The 25,870-nt window shown below is 53.1% G+C and carries 21 protein-coding genes; 5 read left to right on the forward strand and 16 right to left on the reverse strand.

Annotation, left to right across the window (positions count from 1 at the left end):
* Positions 1-46: 46 nt before the first annotated feature.
* Positions 47-1,003, reverse strand: a complete 957-nt coding sequence (locus BUB13_RS02380; RefSeq protein ID WP_072905147.1) for an ADP-ribosylglycohydrolase family protein — start codon at positions 1,001-1,003, stop codon at positions 47-49.
* A gap of 97 nt (positions 1,004-1,100) precedes the next feature.
* On the opposite strand from BUB13_RS02380, the gene BUB13_RS02385 reads away from it, so the two are divergent.
* Positions 1,101-2,282, forward strand: coding sequence for a pyridoxal phosphate-dependent aminotransferase (locus BUB13_RS02385; protein ID WP_072905149.1), 1,182 nt, complete (start codon positions 1,101-1,103; stop codon positions 2,280-2,282).
* A gap of 61 nt (positions 2,283-2,343) precedes the next feature.
* Here the strand turns inward: BUB13_RS02385 and BUB13_RS02390 are convergent, their stop codons facing one another.
* The 3 genes from BUB13_RS02390 to BUB13_RS02400 form a co-directional block, all read right to left on the reverse strand.
* Positions 2,344-3,708, reverse strand: coding sequence for a tetratricopeptide repeat protein (locus tag BUB13_RS02390; protein WP_072905151.1), 1,365 nt, complete (start codon positions 3,706-3,708; stop codon positions 2,344-2,346).
* Between the two features lie 105 nt (positions 3,709-3,813).
* Positions 3,814-5,499 carry a PEP-CTERM sorting domain-containing protein gene (locus BUB13_RS02395; protein WP_161947608.1) on the reverse strand — a complete coding sequence of 562 codons (1,686 nt, stop codon included), beginning with the start codon at positions 5,497-5,499 and terminating at the stop codon, positions 3,814-3,816.
* A 243-nt stretch (positions 5,500-5,742) separates the two neighbouring features.
* Positions 5,743-6,651 (reverse strand): LysR family transcriptional regulator, encoded by a 909-nt coding sequence (locus BUB13_RS02400; protein ID WP_072905155.1) that lies wholly within the window; start codon positions 6,649-6,651, stop codon positions 5,743-5,745.
* Between the two features lie 154 nt (positions 6,652-6,805).
* Between BUB13_RS02400 and BUB13_RS02405 the strand changes: the two genes are divergently transcribed.
* Together BUB13_RS02405 and ygiD are read left to right on the forward strand one after the other, a co-directional pair.
* On the forward strand, positions 6,806-7,402 hold the full coding sequence (locus tag BUB13_RS02405; RefSeq protein WP_072905157.1) for a YceI family protein: 597 nt from the start codon (positions 6,806-6,808) through the stop codon (positions 7,400-7,402).
* Positions 7,403-7,429: 27 nt separating this feature from the next.
* Complete coding sequence (ygiD, locus tag BUB13_RS02410) at positions 7,430-8,236, forward strand: 4,5-DOPA-extradiol-dioxygenase (protein WP_208610107.1); 807 nt, start codon at positions 7,430-7,432, stop codon at positions 8,234-8,236.
* 61 nt (positions 8,237-8,297) lie between these two features.
* On the opposite strand, the gene murB is transcribed toward ygiD, so the two are convergent.
* The 9 genes from murB to queA all read right to left on the reverse strand — a co-directional run bounded on the left by murB (position 8,298) and on the right by queA (position 17,101).
* A complete protein-coding gene (gene murB, locus BUB13_RS02415; protein WP_072905159.1) occupies positions 8,298-9,302 on the reverse strand; it encodes a UDP-N-acetylmuramate dehydrogenase in 1,005 nt (334 codons plus the stop codon).
* A 10-nt stretch (positions 9,303-9,312) separates the two neighbouring features.
* A complete protein-coding gene (locus BUB13_RS02420; protein WP_072905161.1) occupies positions 9,313-9,480 on the reverse strand; it encodes a YqaE/Pmp3 family membrane protein in 168 nt (55 codons plus the stop codon).
* Between the two features lie 33 nt (positions 9,481-9,513).
* On the reverse strand, positions 9,514-11,229 hold the full coding sequence (gene recJ / locus BUB13_RS02425; RefSeq protein WP_072905163.1) for a single-stranded-DNA-specific exonuclease RecJ: 1,716 nt from the start codon (positions 11,227-11,229) through the stop codon (positions 9,514-9,516).
* Between the two features lie 102 nt (positions 11,230-11,331).
* The gene (locus BUB13_RS02430) at positions 11,332-11,922 is read right to left on the reverse strand and encodes a tetratricopeptide repeat protein (RefSeq protein ID WP_072905165.1); all 591 of its coding nucleotides are present in this window, start codon (positions 11,920-11,922) and stop codon (positions 11,332-11,334) included.
* A gap of 24 nt (positions 11,923-11,946) precedes the next feature.
* The gene (secF, locus tag BUB13_RS02435) at positions 11,947-12,861 is read right to left on the reverse strand and encodes a protein translocase subunit SecF (protein WP_072905167.1); all 915 of its coding nucleotides are present in this window, start codon (positions 12,859-12,861) and stop codon (positions 11,947-11,949) included.
* A gap of 15 nt (positions 12,862-12,876) precedes the next feature.
* A complete protein-coding gene (gene secD / locus BUB13_RS02440) occupies positions 12,877-14,475 on the reverse strand; it encodes a protein translocase subunit SecD (protein WP_072905169.1) in 1,599 nt (532 codons plus the stop codon).
* Positions 14,476-14,556: 81 nt separating this feature from the next.
* Positions 14,557-14,862 carry a preprotein translocase subunit YajC gene (gene yajC, locus BUB13_RS02445; RefSeq protein WP_072905171.1) on the reverse strand — a complete coding sequence of 102 codons (306 nt, stop codon included), beginning with the start codon at positions 14,860-14,862 and terminating at the stop codon, positions 14,557-14,559.
* 63 nt (positions 14,863-14,925) lie between these two features.
* Positions 14,926-16,044 carry a tRNA guanosine(34) transglycosylase Tgt gene (gene tgt / locus BUB13_RS02450; RefSeq protein ID WP_072905173.1) on the reverse strand — a complete coding sequence of 373 codons (1,119 nt, stop codon included), beginning with the start codon at positions 16,042-16,044 and terminating at the stop codon, positions 14,926-14,928.
* 22 nt (positions 16,045-16,066) lie between these two features.
* The gene (gene queA, locus BUB13_RS02455; protein ID WP_072905175.1) at positions 16,067-17,101 is read right to left on the reverse strand and encodes a tRNA preQ1(34) S-adenosylmethionine ribosyltransferase-isomerase QueA; all 1,035 of its coding nucleotides are present in this window, start codon (positions 17,099-17,101) and stop codon (positions 16,067-16,069) included.
* 203 nt (positions 17,102-17,304) lie between these two features.
* On the opposite strand from queA, the gene BUB13_RS02460 reads away from it, so the two are divergent.
* Positions 17,305-19,341: an HD domain-containing phosphohydrolase gene (locus BUB13_RS02460; protein WP_072905177.1), complete on the forward strand. Its 2,037-nt coding sequence runs from the start codon at positions 17,305-17,307 to the stop codon at positions 19,339-19,341.
* A 12-nt stretch (positions 19,342-19,353) separates the two neighbouring features.
* Positions 19,354-21,513, forward strand: coding sequence for a sensor domain-containing diguanylate cyclase (locus BUB13_RS02465; RefSeq protein ID WP_072905179.1), 2,160 nt, complete (start codon positions 19,354-19,356; stop codon positions 21,511-21,513).
* A gap of 44 nt (positions 21,514-21,557) precedes the next feature.
* On the opposite strand, the gene BUB13_RS02470 is transcribed toward BUB13_RS02465, so the two are convergent.
* From BUB13_RS02470 to BUB13_RS02480, 3 genes are read right to left on the reverse strand one after another with little or no spacing between them, the layout of a single operon-like run.
* Positions 21,558-22,337, reverse strand: coding sequence for an Lcl C-terminal domain-containing protein (locus BUB13_RS02470; protein WP_072905181.1), 780 nt, complete (start codon positions 22,335-22,337; stop codon positions 21,558-21,560).
* A 23-nt stretch (positions 22,338-22,360) separates the two neighbouring features.
* Entirely contained in the window at positions 22,361-23,713 is a 1,353-nt protein-coding gene (locus BUB13_RS02475) for a L,D-transpeptidase Cds6 family protein (protein ID WP_084091674.1), read from the reverse strand.
* Entirely contained in the window at positions 23,713-25,830 is a 2,118-nt protein-coding gene (locus BUB13_RS02480; RefSeq protein WP_072905183.1) for a L,D-transpeptidase Cds6 family protein, read from the reverse strand. The genes BUB13_RS02475 and BUB13_RS02480 overlap by 1 nt, the downstream gene beginning before the upstream one ends.
* Between the last annotated feature and the right edge of the window lie 40 nt (positions 25,831-25,870).

A 25,870-nucleotide genomic window follows, 5' to 3' on the forward strand; every position in this document is an offset into this window, starting at 1 on the left:
CAAAATCAACGCATTCGGCGTTATTTAAAAGCGACAAAACTTTGGTTCAGCGTACTGAAATAGCTGCCAGCCTTTCAGCAACAGCGATCAATTCATCGCGACCATTTCCGCCATTTTCCAATTGATCGAACCAGCTCCGCGGAATCCACTCATCACCGTGCAAGGCGCCGACCAGAGCACCGGTCATAGCACCGATGGTGTCAGTATCTCCCCCCAGGTTGACCGCCTGCACGATCGCCGCCTGCGGGTTGTCGATGTAACGCAGCGCGGCCCACAATGCCGCTGGCCAGGAGTCGGCACTGCGCACTCCGCAACCAAACGTGCTCACTACCTCATCCGCCGATGCATCCCGCTCCAGCAGACCGGACAGCTGCTGTAAACTGCTATTCAGAATCGATTCAGGAACATACCAGAGCAGCTGCCCTATAATCTGTCGCCAATCGGGAACCTGCCCTGCCGTCAGCAACAGGCCAATGGCTCGCGCCTGCAGCAGCGCGGCATCGATCGCCTCGGCGTGGGTGTGGGTCATCCAGATCGCCGCTTTCACTTTTTCGTACAGCAGCAGGTAATCGCCGTGGCCATAGAGCAGACCGACCGGGGCGATACGCATAGCTCCACCATTGCCGAAAGAGCCATCGGCGAACAGCAGAGTTCCGGAGGTGCGCCAGTCAGCTCCCTGCTGCAAAGCCTCCAGTATTTTTATGGCACTGCGGCCGTAACCACGCTCCGGTGTAAAAGCTTCGGCATAAGCGGCAGCGCACTCGGCGCCGTCCACCCCACGATAGCGTAAAATCGAGCGCGCCAGCGCCAGGGTCATTTCCGTGTCGTCGGTGTAACAACCGAAACCGATGCTGCGCTCTGCCGGTTGAAAGTCACGCAACAGATCTGGATAGTGCTGCAGGATCTGCTCTCGCGTCTGCATTTCTACAGCAGAGCCAAGCACATCACCGCAGGTGCAACCGAGCAGAGAACCGACAAATCTCGATTTTCGTGTTGCTTGCATAATGTGAAACGAACCTCCTTGACCCCAATGTAAACGGGCAGCTAAACTGCGCACTCTCAAATTGGATCACCCCGCATGTTTTGAAAGGATAGATTGAATGACCATCGCTGCAAAAGTCAATGAATGTATCGAGCGCGCTTCCTGGATTCGCAAAATGTTCGAAGAGGGCGCGGCTCTGCGTGAGCAGTACGGCGCCGACCAGGTTTTTGATTTCACCCTCGGCAACCCGACCATCGAACCGCCGAAGGAGTTGCACGCCGAACTGAAGCGAATCGCGGAAAACCCGGAACCGGGCATGCACCGCTACATGAATAATGCCGGCTACGACGACACCCGTGCCGCCGTTGCCGAAGTGATCGCTGAGCAGTGCGACCAACCGGTCGGTGCCGAGCATATCGTGATGACCTGTGGCGCTGGCGCGGCGATGAACGTCGTGCTGAAGACCTTGCTCAACCCGGGTGATGAAGTCATCATCCTCACCCCATTTTTCGTCGAGTACAAATTCTACATCGACAACCATCAGGGAATCCCGGTCACCGTCGCCTGCAAAGATGATTTCCAGCCGGATATCGAAGCGATTGGCGCTGCCATTACCGCGCGCACCAAAGCGATTATTGTCAACTCGCCGAACAATCCGACCGGCGTCATCTACCCGGAAGCGACTCTCAAGAATCTGGGTGAGATGCTTAAACAGAAAGAGCAGGAGTTCGGCAACGCCATCACCGTCATCTCCGACGAACCTTACGCCAAGATCAGCTACGGTGAAGAAGTGCCCTGCATCTTCAACTGCATCGACAACGCTGTCATCGTCACTTCGCACTCGAAAGACCTGGCGCTGCCGGGCGAGCGGATCGGCTATCTCGCCGCCAGCCCGGCAATGGACGACATCAACCTGTTCATGCAGGGCGCAATCTTCTGCAACCGGGTGCTCGGCTTCGTCAACGCCCCGGCAATGATGCAACGGCTGGTCACTAACCTGCAGCGCAGCAGCGTCGACAGTGAAATCTACCGCCGCAAACGGGACATGCTCTACGACAAGCTGACTGAGCTCGGCTTCGAGATGATCAAGCCGGGAGGTGGCTTCTACCTGTTCCCGAAATCACCGATGAGCGACGAAATGGAATTCATCAGGCTGGCGCAGAAATACCGCATTCTGCTGGTTCCCGGCTCCGGCTTCGGCGCACCCGGATTTTTCCGCATCGCTTACTGTGTGGATGACGACATGATTGAACGCAGTCTGCCGCTGTGGGAGCAACTGGCGAAAGAGGCGGGACTGTAAAAACATTCCTTACCAAGAAAGCCACCTCAATCCGGGGTGGCTTTCTTAACAACTTGCTTTCCTACAGCATTTGCAGAGTTTTTTTCACATCATCCTTAAAAGGAAACTTTGTTTCGAGAATTTGTACCGCTTCCAAGTGCATCTTCGCCATTGGATTCTTTTCTTTAGCCAGAATCATTCCTAAACTATAACGCGCCCAGGCATCGGCGGGACTCATTTTAACCACTGTGGAAAGAACCTTCTTGGCCTCTTTCAAAGCACCATTATAAAACAGGGCGCAGCCATAGGTTCCTTGAATAATAGGATTGTCCGGTTTTGCCTGGTATGCCTTTTCTGCTAGCTGCAGCGCCTCCTCGGGATTTTTGTTCATCCGTATCAAAAGCATCGCCAAGTTATTATTGGCGATAATACTATCCGGCTCGAAGCTGGCAGCCTCTCGATAGTAATTTTCCGCCTGTTGCAGATCATTCTGGTTTTCAGCAATTGTGCCCATCGCTATCAAAAGGGGCAGCTGCTTCTCCTTTTCCAAAACCGCCCTGATACTCTCCTGGGCTTCATCGTAAAGCCCCAGTCGCAACTGCACATCCCCGAGAGCAACTTTAATAGCATTAATATTCTCTTTTGCAGAGGAAAGCGCAGCTTTATACCAATAACGTGCGCCTATTTGATCTTTTATTTTCAAGCTCAGCTGTGCCAGCTGTAATTCAGGCAGCGGCTCTAGCGGATCAAGTGCATAAACTTTTCTGTAGTGCTCTAATGCATCCAAAATGCGATCCTGCTTATACAGAAAAACAGCATAGTTTTTTACCGGCACGATATTCTTAGGTGCTAACCTGACAGCCTTTTGGAAATAAGTATCGGCTGAAACCGTATCCCCTGAAAAATCGAGATATCTTGCATAATTCAAATGCGTTACAAACAACTCAGGCCTTAATTTAACGGCTTTTCCATAAGCGTCTTTTGCAGCGTCTAGGTTCCCGCTTTGCATCGCCTTTTCACCCTGCTCAAGATAAAAAAATGGATTTTGGGAATATTTCTCTTCAAAAGCTGACAGCTTTTTTTGTGCTTCAGAACCTTTACCTTGGGCAAATAAGCTGTAAATCGTTTCCAGATCGACCATAAATTCTGACGGTGCCAGGTTCGGTTCCTGTTCAGCAGAACGCCTCCAAACATTTTTCGCTTCTTCTACCCGTCCTTGATGAAAAAGAATAGAGCCGAGCTGGTGATTCAGGAAAAGATTTTTTTTCGATTCTGTTATCCGGTAGGCCATTTCAATTTCGTACTTCTTGAGCGTTTCCAACCCTGCCCCTGCAACATTTTTCGGAATTTCCATTCTCGGCTGGGGGGTAAAGTAAAGATCTACAGGAAGGGCATGAGCGATTGAAATGAACAGAAACCAGAAAACGGCAACAATCAAATAACGCATAAAAATCTCCTCAAGCTTCGGGGATTTGCTACTTAAGCTAAAAAAAGATTATAGACAAAAAAAGCAGGGGCAGCACCCCTGCTTTTTTCAAAGAAAACTGTTCGTTTATTTTTTCTTTCTCCGGTATCTGGTGCCAGCTAAAGCTAACATACCTATCCCGAACAGAATATACGTGCTCGGCTCAGGAACGGGCTGATTCCCATCTATTGAGGTAAAAGACAAATCATACAGAATCGGACTTAAACCATCGGCTCCATCACGGGTAAAGATCGCCTTAACTTCAAGATAACGACCTAACAACCCGATCAGGTCACCACTCAAACTGTAAGTGGTGTAAGCCATAGTATCAAGATCCGCCATTGAATCAGCAGCACGTGCTTGAATTGTTAACCCTGAACCATCAGGAATCAACTCAGTCCAAAAAATCTGATCCCACTCCAACCCGAACTGCCCGCCATCTTGAACATAACGCCAAGTACCGGTTGGGTTGGTTGTGCCAGTGACAACGGTTCCGGTCATATCGCTATAGTTATACGGATTCGCTCCGGCACCAAGTTCAATAGTCAGATCAACTTGGTTGGTATTCGGATCGATCCGCATCACGCTGTTGCCATTATAGTTGGTTACCCAAACCTTACCATTACTGTCGACCGACACACCTGTCGGATAGGCACCTACACTTATCGTGGCAGCCCAGGTTCCGTCGTTATTCAATCTGGTCACGGTATTACTACCACTGTTTGCGACCCAGACATCATCATCTGAAGTTACAGCAACCCCTCTGGACAAGGAACCGAAAGTACTATAGGTTCCGATCAGAGTTCCATCGCTGGAAATCTTTGAAATAGAATTGTAATTGTAGTGGCTGTTCCAGATATTGCCCTCGCTATCTATACCCAATCCGTAAGAAGGGTATTGGGCATAAACATTAGTTTTTATTCCGGTCGCCGGATCATATCTAGCGATATAGGGAGTGCTCCATCCTGAAGACCACAGAACGCCATTGCCATCGACCAGTCCACCATAACCACCAGGGCTCAAGTTGATGCTGGTCTGGTCACCTGCAACAGCATCGTTGACATCTAACTTGGCCCCTGTATCTCCATCAATAAGGTTGTGAATTTTGTTACCATAGCCTCCGGCCCAAAGGTTATTGTCCGCGTCAATCGCCATGGTCCTCACATTTGTACCATCGGTTCTAACATATTGAGAAATAGCACTGTCTGTTGCCGTGGTCGTTCCACCATAGCTATCAACCCCACCGGTATTTGTCCAGTCGAGCCGGTCGAAGGTTGAACCGTTCCATTCTCCAGTCGATGAGGATGTGGAATCTACCGGGTTGGCGGAAATTTTGACGACCGATCCCTGATATCCGACCCCAGCGACATAGCCTGCCTCATTCCTGTTTCCGACCCAGACATCGCCATTCTGATCAACGGTTGTTCTAGAGGGATTGCCTTGCATGCCATTTGGCCGCGAAAGGTACTCACCATAGACCGCTCCGTTACCAGCAGCACTATCCGCCAAGGTTACAACCCCGTCAGCCTCTTCGTGATCGGTATTGATTCGGACGATTCCATCCCGACCGGAAAGCGCAACCCAGATATGATTGAATGGAGTCACGATGTTTGGATCAAGCTGTAGCTGATCGTCTGATCCAGGAGGACCGCTATTGGTGCTACTATAAAGCCCCAGATCCCAATCAGCGTCATCGGTGAAGGTGAAGGTTGCAGCAGAGAGACTAAATGGCACTGCAACAACGAGAAGAATTCCCAAAAACAACAATTTCACGGCGGCCTCCTTCAAAAACTTGAAAAGCTTACTTATCAGCAAAATACTTTTCATTTCTGGAACGAGTCGGGAGTGCTACTTTCTTTTCGAACGATGCAAAAACCAAACCAGATCAACCACGCCTCTATTTTCAATTAGTTACTCTAAAACAAACAGTTAATGCTCTGTTTGTTAAAAATATCGACAGCTTCTGCGAGTAATGCTAATAGTGATTTTTTTGGCGTTCCTAGGATCTGAGTAGCCCTACATCAGGGTATTCCACGTCGCATCTTTGAATTTATCCGCCAGGTAATCGACCAACGCCCGAACCTTGCCTGAAAGGTGTTGGCGTGTCGGGTAAACGGCGTAAATACCACGCTCTTCGACCTGCCATTCCGGTAGAATTTCAACCAATCGCCCCTGCATAAGGTCCTCTTGGACAATAAAGCTTGGCTGCACAGTAATTCCGAGCCCTTGTAAAGCAATGGCCCGGCAGGTATCGCCGTTATTCACCCGTAACCGGGGATTGATTCTTATCCCTTCACTGGTTCCGCTCGACGAAAACTTCCAGACATCACCCGTCGGCAGATAGCTGTAGCCAATCAGCTCATGCCTGGACAGCTCATTCAACGTTTGTGGTGTGCCATACTTTTCCAGGTACTCTGGAGCCGCGCAGGTCACCATTCGGGAACTGGCCAGCTTGCGCGATACCAAGGATGAATCCTCCTGCTGCGGAACAATACGAATCGCCAGATCGTAGCCTTCGCCTACCAGGTCAACCCGCCTGTCGAGCAAATTGATATCGAGCTCAAGTAACGGGTGACGTTTGAGAAATGCTCCCCAATGCTGCGCCAAGTGCAGGGTTCCGAATGTCAGCGGCGCACTGACCTTCAATATCCCGATAACGGTCTCGCGATCTTTGCCGACAGCATTTTCCGCCACTTCAACTTCTTCAAGAATATGTTTGCAGCGCTGGTAATAGGCTTGTCCAACATCGGTCAAAGAAAGCCGTCGGGTCGTCCGGTTGAGCAAACGCCCCCCCAAACGAGCTTCCAGTTCCTGAATAACTCGCGAGACAACTGATTTTGAAATCCGCATTTTTTCAGCAGCAGCGACAAAACTTCCGGCATCGACAACCGCCATAAAGGTTTCCATTTCTCGAAAGCGATCCATCCATTATCCCTAAAAAAAGAACAGTGAGTTTCTTTCCAGCAAGTTTATCTAAACTAGATGAAACAGTAAAGTAGACTCATAAGCAAGATTTGGGAAGTCGTTCACTCCTTCCCGAATCGACCATAAAACTCACCTTTGTAGAAAGGGCAGAATCATGAAATCACTTTCTCTTCCCATTATCGCAAGTTTGCTGTTCAGCACCTCGAGCATTGCCGCAACAACCAGCTGGTCGATCGACCCCGCACACTCATCAGTGGGCTTTAAAGTCAAACACATGATGATTTCGGATGTGCGCGGCAGCTTCCGTGATTTACAGGGAACTGTCTCCATCGATGAAAGCAAAATGGAAAATTCAAAAGTTGAAGTAACGATCGCTGCGGCCAGCATCGATACCGGCATCAAAAAGAGGGATGATCATCTCCGCAGTGCGGATTTTTTTGATGTCGCAAACTATCCGAACCTGACCTTTACTTCGAAACGGGTAACCGATGTCACGAAAGAGGGATTCAAGCTGGTTGGTGATCTGACCATCCATGGCGTAACCAAAGAGGTGACGTTGGCAGTAACCGGTCCAACAGCAGAAGCAAAAGACCCTTGGGGCAACATGAGAAAAGCCGCCAAAGCGATCACCACAATCAACCGCAAAGATTTTGGCCTGACCTGGAATGCGGCACTTGAAACCGGCGGAGTACTGGTCGGGGAAGACGTACAGATTGAGCTTGACGTTCAATTTATCAAGCAAGCCAGCTGATCTGTCGATAACGCAAAGGAACCCACAATGAAGAACCACGTACCTGCATCAATGCCGGCTGTTTTCATCGGCCACGGCAACCCGATGCTGACCATCGGTGACAATCGCTATGTCCGCGGCTGGGCGGAAATTGGTCAAAACCTCCCTCTGCCGAAAGCAATTCTGACCATTTCCGCCCACTGGTATATTCCGGAAATGCGGGTCACAGCGATGAAGACGCCGAGAACAATACACGATTTTTACGGTTTCCCGGACGAGCTGTTTCAAGTCGAATATCCTGCCACTGGCAACCCGGAACTGGCCGAACATGTCGCGGACCTGCTACTGCCTGACAAGTTCGAAGCGGACCACCAGTGGGGTCTTGATCATGGAACCTGGGCGGTACTCCGCCACCTCTACCCGCACGCCCAGGTTCCCGTCATACAGCTGAGCCTCGACTTGCGGAAAAGCCCGGAGGAGCATTTTCGAATCGGCCAGAAACTAACGTCTCTACGTAAAGAAGGGGTATTGATTGTCGGCAGTGGAAATATCGTTCACAACCTGCAGAACTTCGACTGGCGGAATCAGGAGAAAGAGCCTCAGAGCTGGGCCGTTGACTTTGAAGCATGGAACAAAAGCAGGTTGCTCAGCGACAATACTGAAGAACTGGCGAACTATCTTGGCCGGGGAGAAATGGCACAGCTGTCAGCCCCAACCCCGGACCACTATCTCCCGCTGCTGTATCTGGCCGCACTGAAAGCGCCAGAAGACGCGGTGAGTTTTCCGGTTGAGGGCTTCGACGGTGGAACCATGTCGATGTTGTCAGTACTGCTGTCAGCAGAGTCCGAAACCTGAAAAAAGCTTTCGGGCGGCAGGCCCTGTTGCATATCTAAACAACAAACAACGCTTCGAATCACTAATTCGGGGCGTTGTTTGTTGCGCTGGGATTTTCCTGCTCAGCTTTCAGGTGCGCCGGCATCAACTTTCCTTTTGGGCTGACGTAGCGTACTTCGCACTTCAATTCAAACCCGATCCGTTGATAAACGGTCTTCCTCACCTCAGCGATCAACCGCAGGACATCGGCCGAACAGGCTCCCCCCAGGTTGACGATAAAATTGGCGTGCTGCGGAGAAACTTGCGCTTTGCCGATCTGGACTCCTTTAAGTCCGGCTTCTTCGATGATCTTCCCTGGCGGACCAACGCTGGCATGCATTTCAGCGGTACTTAGAAAAACCGAGCCACAGTTCGGCATTTTACGGGGAAATTTCTGCCGACGGGTGCGCAGGTCGTCGAGCATATTCTGGCGCACCTCAGCAACATCGGCCTGAGGGCATTCAAGTTCAGCTTCAACAACAACGCAGCCGCTGCCCTGCAAAGCGCTGTGGCGATAGGAAAACGCACAGTCCTCCCGGCTCAACTGGCGAATGCTGCCATCAGCCTCAACGACGGTAACCCGAACAACATTCTCGCCAATTCCTTTACGCTGGCTGCCACCGTTCATCATCACCAGCCCGCCAACCGTGCCGGGGATGCCGATAGTGTGTTCAAGTCCGGTCAGACCAGCCCGCATCGACAATCGAGCGAGCTGCGGCACCCAGGCACCAGCCCCGGCGACAATGCGCTGCCCATCGATAACGATAGTCCCCATCGCCGCCCCGATTTTCAGCACAATGCCGCGCACCCCGGCATCATCGAACAACAGGTTGGTTCCCTGCCCGATCACCACCAATGGAATTTCTTCAGTGTTTGCCAGAGCCAAGACAGCCGCAACTTGCTCAACAGTCTCCGGTTCTACCAGCAGATCGGCGGGGCCACCGATTTTCCAGCTGTTGTGCTTTGCCAACGGCTCATCAAACTGCAGACGACCGTAGCGCTCCGAAGCATCAGGAGAAGAAAAATATCGCTCCACAAAGGATGACATCAGCTAAAACTTAACCCTTTTTCTGTGAAGCAACCAACCAGATCGCATGAACCATTCCGGGCAGGCCGCCCAGCAGAGTCAGCAGAATGTTGATGAAGAAGTGTTTACTCAAACCGACCTGTAAAAATGCACCAACCGGCGGTAAAAAGATTGCGAAGATAAGATTGATAAAGCTCATTGTTATGTCTCCTTCAATTGATTTTTTAAAAGTTTAACCGGCAGGTCTGAAATCAACCACCTGTAATTGGACAGAATTTTGTCCGCGCCAACTATTGATACTGGGCCGAAACAACAGATCGACCTGACCGGCAAGCTGATCGTACTTCTCTGCCATACCGAAGGCAATACAGCCGATACGGCAGCCCTCCTGCTCTACATCGAACTTCAGGTGTTTCTCGCCGAGCACGCGCGGCGACAGCACCCGGCAGCTGCGACAAACGAATGCAGGCTGCGGGTTCCCCGCACCACAGGGTGACAAACCATCCAGCTCGACCACCTGCTGTTGCGTCAGCTCCGCCAGGGAGCATTCACCATCGTGCGCTAAACTCGGCACCAGGTCCTCGGTAGAAAGCTCCGCTTGCGCTACCTGCTCAAACTGCTGGCGAAACGCGTCCAGGTTCTCTTCGACCAGCGACAGACCCGCAGCCATCGCGTGACCACCAAAACCACTGAGCGGCTCTGCGCTTTTCTGTAACCCCTGATAAATATTGAAGCCCTTAATCGAACGGCAGGAGCCTTTGCCCTGCCCGTTCTCGATGGCGATCAGCGCCGTCGGCCGGTGATAACGTTCGACCAGCCGACTGGCGACGATGCCAATCACCCCGGAGTGCCAGCGGTCATCCGCCAGCACAATACTGTGCATGTGCTCCGGCAGCTTTCCCAGGGCGGTGATCGCCTGCTCCAGAGTCCGCTGTTCGATCTGTTGCCGTTCACTATTGAAGCAATCAAGCAATTCAGCCAAGCCCTGCAGGTCAGGCTCATCACCAAGCAGTAACTTGACACCGAGGGCGGCATCTTCTAATCGCCCGGCAGCATTCAACCTTGGCGCGAGTCGAAAGCCGACCACACCGCAGCTGACCTGCTTGACCTCGGCAACCTTTTTCAGCGCCGCGATCCCCGGCCGCACTCCCTGCTCGAGCAGTTGCAGTCCGGCCCGTACCAGAATTCGGTTGACGCCACCGAGCGGGACAATATCAGCGATGGTACCGAGAGCGACAAGATCGAGTCCATTGCGCAGATCAGGTTCGGGCCGATCATTGAAATAACCGTTCTCCCGCAAGCGGCGGCGCAGTCCGACCAGCAGAAAGAAAGCGACGCCAACCCCGGCCAGCTCTTTCCAGGGAAACTTGTTATTCGCCAGGTGCGGATTAATCAGAGCGAGGCAAATCGGCAGTTCTTCCGGCGGCTGGTGGTGATCAGTGATGATCAGATCAAGCCCCAGCTCGGACACCAGGTCAGCTTCGGCGTGGGCGGATACACCACAATCGACGGAGATAATCAGCTCACAGCCATTTTCGGCTGACTTGCGAATAGCATCAGCGGAGAGACCGTAGCCGTCTTTCATTCGGAGTGGGATGTGATATTCGACCCGACCGCCAAGTTTACGCAAGGTCTCCACCAGCAAACTGCAACCGGTGATACCGTCGACATCGTAATCGCCGTGAACGGCAATTTTTTCACCGCGCAGCAGCGCCTGTTCAATACGACCGCAGGCAATCACCATATCGGGCAACAAATCAGGATCAGGCAAGGCGGCAAGGCGCGCGCGCAGAAAGATCTCTCCCTGCTCCGCCGTCTCTACGCCGCGCAGCAGAAGCGCCCGCGCCGTCAGCGGCAGCACACCGAGTTGCTGCGCCAGGTGCAGAACCTGAGCGTTGCCCGGGGCATCAGTTCGCAGAAGCCATTTTTTTTCACTGACCGGTTTCATCTTATCCTTGCGGGAAGTTCGTCCGACCGAATGCTAGCAGATGGGAATAATGGAGAACAGAACAAAAAACGGGCCGGAGTTATCTCCGGCCCGTAAACTTGCTTATTGGGGCTGTGGAATCGGGCTGGGCATCGGCAGCGATTCATGCTTTTTGAGAAACTCCAATTCCGCCCTCACCTGGGCAGCTCCCGGGCCAGCGGGATTGATGGAGATGAACTTCTCCCAGACCTTGATAGCACTTGGAAAGTCCTGCAGGTCATAGCGATAGACGATCCCCAGGTTATACAGGCTCTGCTGATGATTCGGATTGAGCTTGTTGGCGGCCTCGAAGTTCTTGATCGCCTTGTCGAACCAGCCAAGGCGACGATACATGACACCCTGGTCGGTCAGCACGTTCGGATCATCACCCTGCAGCTCCAACGCTTTCGCGTAAGCTTCGATAGCTTTCATCGGCTGATCAGCGTCGAAGAAGCTGTGTCCCAACTGTACCCAGGCATTTCGATTAGACGGTTCCTTGGCGACAATCCCTTCCAGCATAGTGATCTGCTGCTGGTGATTGACCGCCGGAGCCGAAGCCGGGGCACCAGTCGAAACATTCTGGGCTTTACGGTCCTGCATGTTGGTGATAATCACGGCAATCAGGCCGCCGACAATCAAAGAGATAACAACCAGTAGGATCGTCTCTTTTTTCATCCACACACCTCCACTCGCTGTGGTTTACTCCTCGGTCGCCGCCGCTTTCTTGCGCTGTTCCCAGAGGATCAGTACCGGACTGGCGACGAATATCGATGAATAAGTACCGATCAACACACCTACCAGCATAGCAAAAGCGAAGTTGTGAATAACACCCCCACCGAGAATAAACAGTGTCAGGACAACCAACAGAGTAGTTCCGGATGTCAGCAGTGTCCGTGACAGGGTCTCGTTGATGCTGCGGTTAACAATGAAGGTGAAGCTCTCCTTGTGGTGTTTGCCGAGATTCTCGCGGATACGGTCATAAACGATGATGGTATCGTTCAGCGAGTAACCGATAATCGCCAGAAACGCCGCGATGATCGGCAGGTCGATCTCTTTGCCGAAAACGCTGAATGCCCCGAGGGTGATCAACACATCGTGACAAAGAGCGATAATAGCGCCGACGGCAAAACGGAACTCGAAACGCCAGGAGATATAAACCAGAATACCGAGCATGGCGTAGAAGATTGCCTTCAACCCCTTGCCGCGCAGATCTTTACCGACCTGCGGGCCAACCATCTCCACCCGGCGGATGTCGACACTGCCCTCGTTATAGGTTGCCTCCAGCGCAGACTGAATCTGCGCCGACAAACCTTGTAATTCAGCCGAGGTATTCTCAACCCGGATCAGGAACTCATTCTGGTTATCACCGAACGACTGCACCACCAGACTGCCCAGATCGATCCCGGAGAGAGCACTCTTTATCGCTGCCGGATCTGTGTCTTCGGTAAACTGCACCTGCACCAGGGTACCACCAGCGAAGTCGATACCGTAATCGGGACCGCCTTTGATGGTCAGAGAGGCGAGTCCGATCAGGATCAGAACCGCAGAGACAATCAGCGCCAGTTTACGCTTGCCAACAAAATCGATATTTGTATCAGGCTTGATCAGCTGCATGCCGCAAAAGCCTCCTTAAATACTCAGCCGCTTGACGTTGCGGCCTTGCAGGAAAAAGTCGAAAATGACGCGCGACACGAAGATCGCGGTGAACAGCGATGCGATGATACCGATCGACAGGGTCACGGCAAAACCACGCACAGGACCGGTCCCAAACTGGAACAGAACCAGGGCTGCCAGTAAGGTTGTCAGGTTGGCATCGATGATGGTCAAAAATGCTTTTCCGTAACCTGCCTCCAGTGCCAGCTTCGGGGCTTTGCCGAGCCGCAACTCTTCACGGACACGCTCGAAGATCAGCACGTTGGCATCAACCGCCATACCGACGGTGAGAACGATACCGGCCAGACCGGGCAGGGTCAGGGTTGCGCCGAACATCGACAGCATCGCCGAAATGAACACCAGGTTCAGCACCAGCGCAGTAATGGCAACAACACCGGAGAGTTGATAGTAGACCGCGATGGCAACGATGACCAGCAGGCCACCGATCAGGATCGACTTGATCCCTTTATCGATGGAATCCTGACCGAGGGACGGGCCGACGGTCCGGTTTTCCAGGATCTTGACCGGTGCTGGCAGAGAGCCAGCACGCAGCACGATCGCCAGGTCGGTCGCTTCCTGCGAAGAGAAAGCACCGGAGATCTGGGCGCTACCACCAGCGATCCGCTCACGAATGACCGGGGCAGAATAAACCGTGTCGTCCAACACGATCGCCATCCGATTGCCAACGTTGGCAGCGGTAATCTGATCGAAGCGCTTGGCCCCAACAGCGTTGAAGTCGATGGCAACATAAGGCTCGTTGAAACGGGTATCGATGCGAACGTTGGCGTCCGAAAGCAGGTCACCGGTCAACACCGTCTTGTCATAAACCACCAGCGGGGTCTCAGTGACAGCACCGGTGGCACGGTTGGTGTTGCGCTCGTAGAGCAGCTGCGTGCCATCGGTCAGCTTGCCGGCGATGGCATCCTGCACGTTGACATCTTCCGCGACAATTTTAAACTCAAGACGTGCAGTCTTGCCGAGCAGGGAGATCGCCCGGTCCGGATCTTTAACACCCGGCAGCTGGATCAGGATGCGGTTGCCACTCTGTCGCTGCAGGGTCGGCTCACTGACACCGAACTGATCGACCCGGTTACGCATGGTTTCGAGCGCCTGGCGCACGGCGTAATCCTTGACGTTGGCGATCTCGTTATCACCCAGGCGGTAGTGTTTTTCGATGTAGCCACCGACACCGGTGATCGTTTCCGCTTCCAGCGAAGGATAGCTCTCGGCCATCAGGTTATCGACCTTGACACCCTCCTCTTCATCGTAAATCAACACGACCATACGGTCGCCCTGACGACGCTCGATCCGCTTGAAGATGATGTCCTTCTCGCGCAACTGGGTTTCGGTCTGATCGATGACGGTATCGATCCGGCTCTCGACCGCCTTGTCGACATCAACTCCCAGCACCAGATGCATCCCGCCCTGCAAATCGAGGCCGAGATGGATCGGGTCAAAGGTGTCGAGCCACCACTGCGGAAGGCTATCCCGCATCAAGGTCGGAGCCATGGCGAAGAGTGACAGGAGCAGGCAGAAGACTACCAGGCCACCCCTGAGTTTTAGACTATTAGACATCTGAGTCGTTTCTCCCTTTAGACATCAATTGTCGGCTTTGGTCAAAAGACCATTCTGTGTATCGTCCGATCGGGCAAAAGGCTACTGCTTGACCTCGGTGACGGACGAACGGTTCATCTTGATTTTTACACCGGTGGCAACTTCGATGGTCACGGTGGTCTCTTCAACCGAAGCAACCTTGCCGTGAATACCACCAGCAGTAACGATGGTGTCACCTTGCTTCAAATTACCGATCAACTCCTTGTGTTGCTTGGCCCGCTTCTGCTGCGGACGGATCAACAGGAAGTAGAAAATCGCGAACATCGCGACCAGCATGATCAGGCCTTCGTAACCTTGCTGACCACCTTGAGCTGCTCCACCTGCCATTGCGTAAGCTTCAGATACCATAATTCGGGTTCCTCCCTTTGCTTGTTCAGTGCCAAAAAAGACAGTGATTGTTTAAAAAAACGTTTATTGGTTTCTTTTTCGATAAAACTCTGCGCGGAACTCATGAAACCGCCCTTCTTCGAGAGCGGTCCGGATTCCAGCCATGAGCTGCTGATAATAGTAAAGATTGTGGTGCGTGTTAAGTACTGATGAAAGAATTTCTCTGCTCATGAACAAATGTCGCAGATAAGCCCGGCTATAATTGCGGCAAACGTAGCAATCGCAATCCGGATCGATCGGCGTCTCGTCATCACGATACTGCGCCTGTTTGATGCTGATCTTGCCGAAACTGGAGAACAGGTTGCCGTTGCGGGCGTTGCGCGTCGGCATAACGCAATCGAACATATCACAACCGCGCGCCACCCCTTCGACCAAATTCTCCGGTGTGCCGACGCCCATGACGTAGCGCGGCTTGTCAGCTGGCAGCAGCGGCAGGCTAAATTCCATCATCTCGTACATCAGTGAAGTTTCTTCACCGACCGACAAGCCGCCGAGAGCGTAGCCCTCAAAGCCGATCTCCTGCAACTGCTCCGCGCTCTGTTTGCGTAGGTCTGTGTGCATTCCGCCCTGCACGATCCCGAACAGCGCCGAATCGCTTGACCCTGCCGGCATCGCCTCGCGGCAGCGTTTGGCCCAGCGCGCTGACAGGTTGGTCGAGTCGGCCACGTATTTGCGTTCGGCCGGGTGCGGGATGCATTCGTCGAACACCATGATGATGTCGGCCCCGAGCGCCTGCTGGATCTCGATCGACAGCTCCGGCGTCAGCATGTGTTTGCTACCATCGATATGCGACTGAAAAGACGCGCCCTCTTCCGTAATCTTACGCAGTTCGCCGAGACTGAAAACCTGAAAACCACCGCTATCAGTCAGAATCGGCCGGTCCCAGTTCATGAACTTATGCAGTCCGCCGAGCTGTTGGATCAGCTTGTGACCGGGACGCAAATAGAGATGATAGGTGTTGCCGAGAATGATCTGTGCGCCGATCTCCTTGAGCGCTTCCGGCAGCAACCCCTTTACCGTTCCGGCAGTCCCGACCGGCATAAACACCGGCGTCTCGATGACACCACGCGCAGTGGTAATGCGGCCGCGCCGGGCCTGCGAGCCTTCGTCCTGTTTTAAAAGATCGTATTTGAATGCGGACAAAGTTCCTGCCGCTCCTTCACTTTTAATAAATCAGCATGCAATCGCCGTAACTGAAAAAGCGGAAACGCTCTTCAACGGCACGACGATAGGCTGAAAGTATAAACTCACGCCCGGCGAAAGCCGACACCAGCATCAGCAGGGTCGATTTCGGCAGGTGAAAATTGGTGATCAGTGCATCGATAATTTTAAAGCGATAGCCGGGATAGATAAAAATATCACTTTCCCCACAACCGGCCTGCAACATCCCTTCATCGGTCGCTGCAGTTTCCAAAGTCCGTGCACTGGTAGTACCGAGAGCGAAGACCCGTCGCCCCTCCAGTTTTGCCTTATTGACAGCGTCTGCAGTTTCTTGCGGCACGTTATAAAACTCGCTGTGCATCTTGTGCTCAGTGACATCATCGACCCGCACCGGCAAAAAGGTGCCGAGGCCGACATGCAGGGTCAGCGAATGAATCTCGACGCCACCTGCCCGCAATTTGTCGAGCACCTCCGGGGTAAAATGCAACCCGGCGGTTGGCGCTGCAACAGCCCCTTTTTCCCGCGCGAACACGGTCTGATAGCGGGAGCGGTCGTTCTGATCATCCTCACGCTTGATGTATGGCGGCAGCGGCAGATGGCCGATCGCTTCGACCTGCTGCATAAAATCGCCATCGCACTCAAAGCGCACCCGGCGATAGGGCTCTTCCGCTTCTTCCAGCACGGTTGCCCGCAATTTGTCACCCAGCAAAACCTCGGCGCCCGGCTTCGGCGCACGCGAGCTTTTCGTCAGGCAGAACCAGTCCTCGGTTTCTGCCTGCATATCCCGCCGGACGAGGAAAATCTCAATTTTGCCACCGGTCAGTTTCTGCCCGAGCAGTCGCGCAGGAATCACCTGGGTGTCGTTTAAGACCAGCAGGTCGCCGGGGCGAAAAAAACTCGGCAAATCGCTGAAATCACCACAGGTCACCTGCCCGGTTTGCCGCTCTAAAGACATCAAACGCGACGCATCGCGCCGCGCAGCAGGTTGTTGAGCAATCAGCTCTTCCGGGAGTAAAAAATCGAAATCTGTCAGCTGCATTCTAATGATCCGAACGTTAAAAACCAGCGACCTAGAAAATCATAATCAAAAACCGATGTCAATCGCTTTCGGTCGCAGCTCCGCTGGCTTGGACGATGCGTTAAAAATGATGTTTTTTGCGATATAAATAACGTATTATCAACACTTATAATGTTGCTTATAGCTCCCTTCCAGTTGTTTGATTTTGGATTGTCACTGCCTTTATGAATTCGCTTAAAATCAAAATCCTCGGGATCACGATCCTGATCACTATTGCTGCCGTAACCGTCGCAACCTGGCATAATGTGCAGACCCAGAGTTTGATGGTCAAACAGATGGTAGGCCAGAACAGCCGCATTCTGGCGCGCACTATCCATAACAGCCTGACCAGCGCCATGCTCTCCGGACGGAACCAGGATGTCATTGTGGCGTTACAGAAAATAGCCACAGAGCCAACCGTCCATGAGCCGCGAATTTTCGACCAGAGCGGGCGCATCCTTTTCTCCGCCAACGAAACCGAGATAGGCCGCACTGTTCCTGTCATCGACCTGATAACTTTCCGCAACAATCCCAGCGATTTCGGGCTGGCAGAAACCGATGGAACTCACTTCGTCACCACCCTGCCGATTCGCAACACTGCCGAATGCAGGCAGTGCCATCCAGCCGAGAAGGAGCTGCTCGGAATTTTCAGCGCCCACCTCGGCCTCGAATCCCTGCTGTCGTTACAGCAACAGGGGAAGCAAGCCAGCTTTTTCACGTCTGTCTCTTTGCTGCTGGTCATGATCATCTGCTTGGTCGGATTCGTTCTCTATTATGTCGACACTCCTATCCGCAAACTGACTGCCGCCATGACCCACTTGGAACAGGGTAACTTTGACGCTGCCTCAACCAGCATCCACAGTTCGCGCGAAATGGCACTTCTCTCCAACAAATTCAACCGGATGGTTGAGGGGTTGAAGCATCTGCTGAATACTACAGTCTTGTCTGAACGAGAACGCGCTGCCGATCAGGAAAAATTACGGCATAAAGACAAAATCGACAGCATGCATATGACACTGGAAGAGCGCCTCAACGAGATAGAAAACCTGAACAGTACACTTGAAGAGCGGGTCCACGAAGTCGAGGACGCCAACTTCCGCATCTCAGACCTGGCAGCCAACCTCGAAGACCGCAACACAACCCTGGCCAAAGCGGTCAACCGGCTGTCAACTCTGTACGAAATGGGACTGGTCATTAATTCGACCATGGAACTAAAAAACCTGTTTCACCTGCTACTGGAAAAGGCACTGGAATCACTGCACGCAGACGTTGGCTACATCCTGCTTTACGACAAAGTCAACAACACTCTGCGCATCGGAGATGTCATCGGCGTTCCGATCGGCTTCTTCGACCCGGAAATGAGTATCAAGCTGATCCAGGGAGGTGTCTCTCACTGGGTGATCGAAAATCGCGAACCGCTGCTGATCAAACGGATCGAGGACGCACGCGAGTTCTCCCGTATGAGTAAGCTCGGCTTCGCTCGCGACACTGTCATCTGTGCGCCGCTGTTTACCCAGGATGAGGTCATCGGCACCATCACCATCGCCAACCGGAGGGATGAATCTCTTTTCTATGAAGAGGATCTTGAAATTCTCTCGACGATTGCTGCACAGGCGAGCGTCGCAATCAAAAACGCCCGCCTTTACGAAGAGCAGCAGAGTACTTATTTAAGCACGGTTCAGGCCTTGGTTTCTGCCATCGAAGCGAGCGATCCTTACACCCGCGGCCATTCAGAACGGGTCACCCGCTACTCGGTTGCCCTCGCCCATAAGCTCAACCTGAACGAAAGCGCCTTCCGCGACCTGGAACAGGCCGCAATTCTGCACGATATCGGCAAGATCGGCATCGATGATTCCTTGCTGCACAAAGTCGAAACCCTGTCACTGGATGATGTCGACCGTCTCCGTCAGCACCCCCTGATCGGCATGCGGATCCTTGAACCAATCCATTTCATGGCGCGGGTGCGGGAAGTTATCGGTCAGCATCACGAACGCTTCGATGGCAGCGGTTACCCACTCGGTATCACTGGCCAGCACCTCCTGCTGGAATCGCGCATTCTGGCGGTTGCGGACAGCTTCGACGCCATGACATCAGATCGCCCTTACCGCAACGCCATGCCGACCAGTGTTGCAATCAGCGAGATTGAAGCCAACAGCGGGACTCAGTTTGATCCGGAAGTGGCAAAAGCTTTCGTGGAACTGGTCAAAACAAACCAGCTGTAATGGAGAGATATCGTGTTTGAAAAAATCCGCTACGCGAATCTTTCTTTATTGAAGAAGGTGCTGCTGCCCTACATCCTGCTCCTGTTGACACTGGCGATGGCAATATCTTTCGGTTCCAGCATGCTGTTGCATGGCGGCCTGATCGACATCAGCAAACAACGACTGCAACATATTCAGCAGCAGGCCTACGCAGATTTTAAAAACATTGAGCACCTGCTCGTTTTCAACAGCGAAGCGCAGATCGAACCTCCGCAAGAGGCCTCCACAATCATCGAAAAAGCTCTGGCGCCATACGATCAACATTTTCACGTCAGCCTGATCCGTTTTGATGATCCCGACCTGCCACAAAGCCAACGCATTCTGCTGGAGAAAAGCCTGCACAACCACTCCACCTATATCAGCGTTCTGCCGGCCCCCGGTCAAGGTTTGATGCTGGCAGCGGCCAGGCGGTTAACGGAAAACTTTTTTCTCTTTCTTCAACACCCATTAGACTCACAACATCTCGACTTACTGGCCGAGCGGTATGAGGGGAACTTTATGCTGCTTGATCGCCAAGGGCGGTTACTGGCAAAAAGCAGTGGTACAGAGATCGAGTTACCGGCACTCTCGGAACCGATTCTGAACAAAATCCTTTCCGGCACGTCCCACGCAGCGTTCAGCGAATATCCGCAGGCAACCTTGATCAACTACACGGCACTCCCGCTCGGTCACGACAGTGTCTTCCTGCTGGCAACCAGTCAATCGCTTTCGGCCATCGACCTGTTGATCAGCAAGCACCGTATCTATTTATTGGCAATCATCGGCCTCAGTTTATTGGTCTGCATCACCCTGTTCCGCTCTCTGTTGATCCGCCTTTTCAGCCCGTTGCAGGCACTTGTCACAACCCATGAAAAAGTCAGTCAAGGTGACGACGACTACCGGGTGCCGATTGAAAAGCATAACCATTCACAGTTGACCATGCTCTGCCACGCCTGCAACCACCTGCTCGACCGTATCAGTGGACAAAAACAGCAGATTACCGATCTGAACGAGCAGCTTAAACAACATGAGGAACTCAAAGAACACAACCGTCACCTGCGGAAAAGTAACCTTGAGCTGGAGAGCCGCTCTGTCAGCCTGAAAGAGCAGAACCAGCAGTTTTCCGGCTTGTTCAAGATTGCCCAATCGCTGGTCTCATCTCTTGATCAACAGTTGCTCTACGAACGCATTATCCAGGCGTTGAAAGACACGCTCGATTGCTCCCTCTGCGTGCTCTATATTTTCAAACCGGCAGACGACAAGCTGACGGCAGTCAAAATACAGGGGCTGTACGGCATCGACCTGAAATCGATTCGTGCCGAACTGGGAGAGGGGCATGCAGGCCGCGCCGCCCTACAGCAGCAAACCTGTTATATAGCTGACATCGACAAGGAAGCGAACAAGCCGCTGTACGGCAATGAGGTTATCAGCTCCGGCTCACTGCTTTCGGTGCCACTGACAGTGCAGAATCGCCTGATCGGCGTCCTGAATCTGCACCAGAATGAAGTCAACGGGTTCAGCAGCACCTCACAACAGATTGCCCAGGCGATTGCCAGTCAGGCCGCGATCGCCATCGAAAACGCCCGTCTGTACGAAAAAACCAAAACTCTCTCAGCAACAGACGAGTTGACCGGCTTGGCCAACCGACGCCAGTTCCAGGAATTCCTCTTACGAGAACTGGCCCAGTCACGCCGCCAGCACAACCCCTTCAGCATCCTGATGATCGACATCGATCATTTCAAACGCTACAACGATTTTCATGGTCACCTGAAGGGCGACATCGTGCTGAAAAAGGTTGCCACGCTGCTGATGCAGAACACCCGCGGCGTCGACCTGGTCGCACGTTTCGGTGGTGAAGAATTTGTCCTGCTACTACCGAAAAGCGATAAAGAAAGCAGCCTTTCGGTCGCCGAGAAGCTGCGTGTCTGCATTGAAAAAGAGTTCTTCCCCGGGGCCGACCAGAGCCAACCAGGCCAGCGCCTGACAATTTCTATCGGCATTTCTCACTTCCCCGGTGACAGCAGTGACATCTACGATTTGATGAACCTCGCTGACACGGCGCTCTACGCAGCCAAAAAACTGGGGCGCAACACCTGCGTCGGCTGGTCACCGGAGCTACAGCAGCAACAGAGCCAGAGCACAAAAAAAGGCTGAATCCCACGGGATCCAGCCTTTCGTCAGCATTTCTGCAGAAAAAACTATTTCACTTTCGAGATGGTCCGCTCAGCAACAATCACCAGTTCGCCCCGCTCGAGTCCGAGAGTCAGCACCTTGACAACTTCATCGGCATAATTGTCCGACTTGTATCTCTGGCGGAAACGGATCTCTGCCCGGTTGCCTTGCTCCGACAGCACCTTGATATTCGATACCGTCACCTCGATCGACTTCGGTTTCAGCAGGCGGTTACGACGTTGTTCGGCCCATTCTTCCCGCGTCCCTTTTTCTGGAGCAAACTCCTGGCCGTAACAGGAAAGATAACCTTCGACATCCTGCGCCGACCAGGCCCCCCGCCACTTATTGAGTAACGGCAGATAGACTGCTTCGGCCGTTTCAATCAGGCAACGGGCACTGAAGCTGAAATCGTGACGATCAAACATGTAGGCCTTGCCGTCGGCAAAGCTGACACCCCAGACCTGGTCCGGCTGCTGCTCCTCGCGGCTGAGGGACCAGTAGACTTCGGCAGCCATATCAGCAAAAGCAGAATTATCGAGATACTGTCCAGCACCGACGTTGTTGACCAGCGATACCAACTCGTCACGAAAGGGCAGACGCCAGCCCCGTGAATCGGCCAGTTCCAGCTGGTTGCAGTAGCGGACTGCTTCCAGCCAGGGCATCTTCTCCGAACTCTGCTGCTGCCAGATCAGGCCACTTTCACGGTCCAGAACCGTGCCATCATTGCGGATGTTAAAACTGGCTGCGCTGCTGTTGCCTGTGGCAAACAACAAAGCCAGGACAACCAATAACATCGGGCTACGCATATCACACTCCTCCTCGTTGGACCCTACTGGCGACCTTCGTAAAGTACCTTCCAGCGCCCCTGGTCCTTAATCATATACAATCGCTTTCGCATTTCACCGTTGTAATTATTGGAGCGATAGCCTTGCCGAAAGTTGGCCACTACCATCGGTTTGGCATCAGCCACTTTCGGATAGCCGAGCAGAGAAATATCGCTCAAATCAATTTTCTGAAAGGTTTTCCCGGCAAAAACCTGTCTTTTATAGCGTTGCCAACTATCGATGTCATGATGACCAGTCCAGAAGGAATCGGAATACATGGACAGGTAGTTCTCGATATCCGTCTCCTCCCAGCTCTGCCGCCAACGCTCAAGGGTCGCCTGGATTTCGATATTGAGATCAAGCCACTCGCGGCTGTCACACCACTGCACCTCTTCGCTGATAATCACTGGCGTCCGGCCGATTTCGACATATTGCTCGATGCGGGTGAACTCTTCGTTGGTCAACACCACACAGCCTTCACTGTCGAGGGGCGGCCGGCTGTAAAGGGATTTGTCGGTGCCGTGCAACCAGATGCCGTTGCCGGTCTTGCGCAGGCGTCGGTCAAACTCGTTCGGATAATTGACCGGAAAAGCTCCGCTCCCATAAAGCGGCGGCAACTTTTCATCCGGCAGGTAGCTGGTGACAAAATAGACCCCGTTCGGTGTTCGCAGGTCGCCTTCGTGATACTTGTCACCACTCTTTTTCCCCAGCACAATGTAGAAATCATCCACCAGTTCCGGCGGCAGCCCGGGACCTATGTTGCGATAGATATAAAGACGGTTCCGGCTTTTATCGACAACCAGCGCATATTCGGTCTGATTGCTTAAGGTCAAAAGAGCCGATGGAACCTCAACCCCCTGGACAAGGGAAAGATAGCCTTTCAAGCGGGCACGAGCTTCACGGCGCAATTGTTCAATACGTGCTTCCTTATCGCTGCCGATGTCCTGTAACAGCGAACTTGCGCCGATCGACCCAACCTGATCGAAGCGGGCCAGCAGCAGGTCACCCAGAACCAGGTGAGCAAGCTGAAACTTCGGAGCATTTTCGGTCAACTGTTGTAACTCGCTGATCGCCGTTTCCAGCCGACCGGTCTGGAAATACAGCAGCGCTTTCAACAATCTGGCCTCAAAATCATCCTGGTTGCGCTGCAAGCGACTCTCGAGGCGCTGCAGCAGAGCTCCTTGCTGTGCATCTAGTGAATCGATCCAGCGTTGCTGCTCATCGACGACGCTGACGACAGGAAGCTCAACAGACTCATCCGGCGGCAGGGACTTGTCCGACCAAAGCGCACCAACCTTCACCCCGGTAAAACCGAGTAAGATAAGAATCAGAAGCGTGATGGAAAACCGCTTGATCATTAACGCGCTCTCCCCAGAGATCGTTCACGGACAATCAACCAGCTGTCTTCAGTCTGTACCAGGTCAAAACGCTTACGTGTCCGATCCTGATAACGATCGCTGCGATACTCCTGGGTCACTTCAATCTGCTGTTGATCGCCGCTCTCACGGAGCAGAGAAAAATCGCTCAGGGTCACTTCAATCGTCTTCGGTCGAGTCAGGCGCGTCTGCCGTTGCAGCTCCCACTCCTCCAGGCCGATACCGGAAGAGGGTAAAAATTGGTCGGAGTAAAAAGCCAGATAGGAGGAAACATCCTGATTCGACCAGGCCAGCGCCCAACGCTGAAGAAACTCCTCAGCAGACTCTCGCGATACGGCCACAACCTCTTCTGCGGCAACATCAATCGATTCGACAACAACGGTTTCAGCCTGTTCAACTACCGGTTCCGGTTCTTCTTCTGGAACCTCGGTAACAGCAGAAGATTGTTCATCAACCACCGGTGCCGGTGGCACAACCTCGGGCTTAACAGCTGCGACAATTTGAGATTCTTCTGCCGGCTCTCCCTTTTCCGTCGTTGTTGCAGTTGCATTGAATGTCATCAGCTGATCACCACCGAACAGCTGCAGGCTGACGACCTGCTCGCCTTTTTCCAACTGCAGTGCACGACCATAGGAATCGCGTGCCATTTCGGAATAAACCGTTCCCAGGTTGCGGTAAACAGTGGCATACGCCTGGTCCGTCGCCATCGCCCGCTCCAACAATTCGCGAGCCTGCTCCAGGTTTCCACTCGAAGCAGCGATCGCAGCCAGATTGTTATAAGGCTGCGGAGCCATGGGATAGTCCTGCGCGAGAGCGACAAAGGTCTGCTCTGCAGTGGTGGTATCGCCAACGGCAAGCTGTAGGCTACCCTGCTGTAAACCATCCAGCAACGCCTGTTGCTCGGCACCATCTACTTGTGCCTGTTTATTCTGCGGAGAGAAGAGCAGCAGATAGATCGCAACTCCAACTGCAATACCAAGAGCAACGAGCAGGACAAATCGGCTGAGACCGCCAGTTTTCTGCGTCTGATATGAATTCATATTTTGCGACTTCCGATAACTTTGTTGGCCGATAGCTGACATCCGTGCGCTGCTGGCCCGTTTATTGTCAGGCGTCAAATCTGCGCTTTGCTGCAATGCCTCGGCCCTTTGCTGCAGGCGCTGTTCTATCCGGGCGGCCATATCCGACTGTTCGGAGACCGCTTCAATCACTGTCTGCTCGATCTCCTCCTGCGGCGCCAGCAAATCTTTGTCCTCTGCTGGTTGCTCGACCGATTCATTCTCGGTCGCAGGCTGCGGGCAAGAAAGAAGATCGATTTCCGGCAGTTGCAGCAATTGATCAATTTCAGCGATCAGTCGATCGGCATTCCAGCGATCTCCGGGAACCGGCAGCAGCAGGTTATCAAGTAACGGCTGCAGCAAGGCCAACTCTGTCGGCAACGGCTCTGCCTGCTGCTGCAGGTGCAACATGGCAGTCGCAAAGGGCTCGTCACCAACAAACGGCTCACTGCCTGTCAGCAGCCGACAAAGCAGGATTCCCAGGCTATAAAGATCCGCCGCAGGGCTCAACGGCTCACCGCGCACCAACTCCGGGCTGCTGTAGCGGGGATCTATCCCCGAGTTGAAATCAAGCTGCAGCAGGCTGGCAAGGGCAAACTGGTCTAAATAAACACCTTGCTGATCAAGAAGGATGGTTGCCGGTGAGAGCGCACCATGCCAGAGACCCGATTCGTGCGCCGGGCTGAGCGAATTGGCGGTCGCCCGCACCAGCTCCAGAGACTCGCGAAGCGAAAAACCTTTTTCCAGCCACTCGTTTACAGAGGTGCCTTTTGCCAGCGGATAAACACAGTAACTGTATTCATCATTGCTGTCAGCTGCCAGCAGGCTGCAGATACCGGGAAATGACTGACCACAGAGACGCTGCGCCTGGGCAATAAAAGCTTGGCGCGACTTTTTATCAACCAGCTGCTCAACATCGAGCAGCAACAGCTTGGCCGTCTCGACAACCGGGCCGGTCACCTGATAGGTGGTGAAAAGCTGATTTTCTTCGAGCGGCTTGACAATCCGGTAGTCGCCAACAGTATGGCCGCTAGTCAGCATAGGGGTTCCTCCGCTTTTCGTACACGAATAAAATTAACTG

Source organism: Malonomonas rubra DSM 5091 (assembly GCF_900142125.1).
GTDB lineage: Bacteria > Desulfobacterota > Desulfuromonadia > Desulfuromonadales > Geopsychrobacteraceae > Malonomonas > Malonomonas rubra.

Coding starts and splice junctions, on each gene's coding strand:
- murB (WP_072905159.1), bottom strand. CDS start 9,302: ATGTCATCCTTTGTGGAGCGATATTTTTCTTCTCCTGATGCTTCGGAG.
- BUB13_RS02380 (WP_072905147.1), bottom strand. CDS start 1,003: ATGCAAGCAACACGAAAATCGAGATTTGTCGGTTCTCTGCTCGGTTGC.
- ygiD (WP_208610107.1), top strand. CDS start 7,430: ATGAAGAACCACGTACCTGCATCAATGCCGGCTGTTTTCATCGGCCAC.
- BUB13_RS02470 (WP_072905181.1), bottom strand. CDS start 22,337: ATGCGTAGCCCGATGTTATTGGTTGTCCTGGCTTTGTTGTTTGCCACA.
- BUB13_RS02390 (WP_072905151.1), bottom strand. CDS start 3,708: ATGCGTTATTTGATTGTTGCCGTTTTCTGGTTTCTGTTCATTTCAATC.
- BUB13_RS02480 (WP_072905183.1), bottom strand. CDS start 25,830: ATGCTGACTAGCGGCCATACTGTTGGCGACTACCGGATTGTCAAGCCG.
- BUB13_RS02420 (WP_072905161.1), bottom strand. CDS start 9,480: ATGAGCTTTATCAATCTTATCTTCGCAATCTTTTTACCGCCGGTTGGT.
- BUB13_RS02405 (WP_072905157.1), top strand. CDS start 6,806: ATGAAATCACTTTCTCTTCCCATTATCGCAAGTTTGCTGTTCAGCACC.
- queA (WP_072905175.1), bottom strand. CDS start 17,101: ATGCAGCTGACAGATTTCGATTTTTTACTCCCGGAAGAGCTGATTGCT.
- secF (WP_072905167.1), bottom strand. CDS start 12,861: ATGCAGCTGATCAAGCCTGATACAAATATCGATTTTGTTGGCAAGCGT.
- BUB13_RS02460 (WP_072905177.1), top strand. CDS start 17,305: ATGAATTCGCTTAAAATCAAAATCCTCGGGATCACGATCCTGATCACT.
- secD (WP_072905169.1), bottom strand. CDS start 14,475: ATGTCTAATAGTCTAAAACTCAGGGGTGGCCTGGTAGTCTTCTGCCTG.
- recJ (WP_072905163.1), bottom strand. CDS start 11,229: ATGAAACCGGTCAGTGAAAAAAAATGGCTTCTGCGAACTGATGCCCCG.
- BUB13_RS02400 (WP_072905155.1), bottom strand. CDS start 6,651: ATGGATCGCTTTCGAGAAATGGAAACCTTTATGGCGGTTGTCGATGCC.
- BUB13_RS02430 (WP_072905165.1), bottom strand. CDS start 11,922: ATGAAAAAAGAGACGATCCTACTGGTTGTTATCTCTTTGATTGTCGGC.
- BUB13_RS02475 (WP_084091674.1), bottom strand. CDS start 23,713: ATGATCAAGCGGTTTTCCATCACGCTTCTGATTCTTATCTTACTCGGT.
- BUB13_RS02385 (WP_072905149.1), top strand. CDS start 1,101: ATGACCATCGCTGCAAAAGTCAATGAATGTATCGAGCGCGCTTCCTGG.
- yajC (WP_072905171.1), bottom strand. CDS start 14,862: ATGGTATCTGAAGCTTACGCAATGGCAGGTGGAGCAGCTCAAGGTGGT.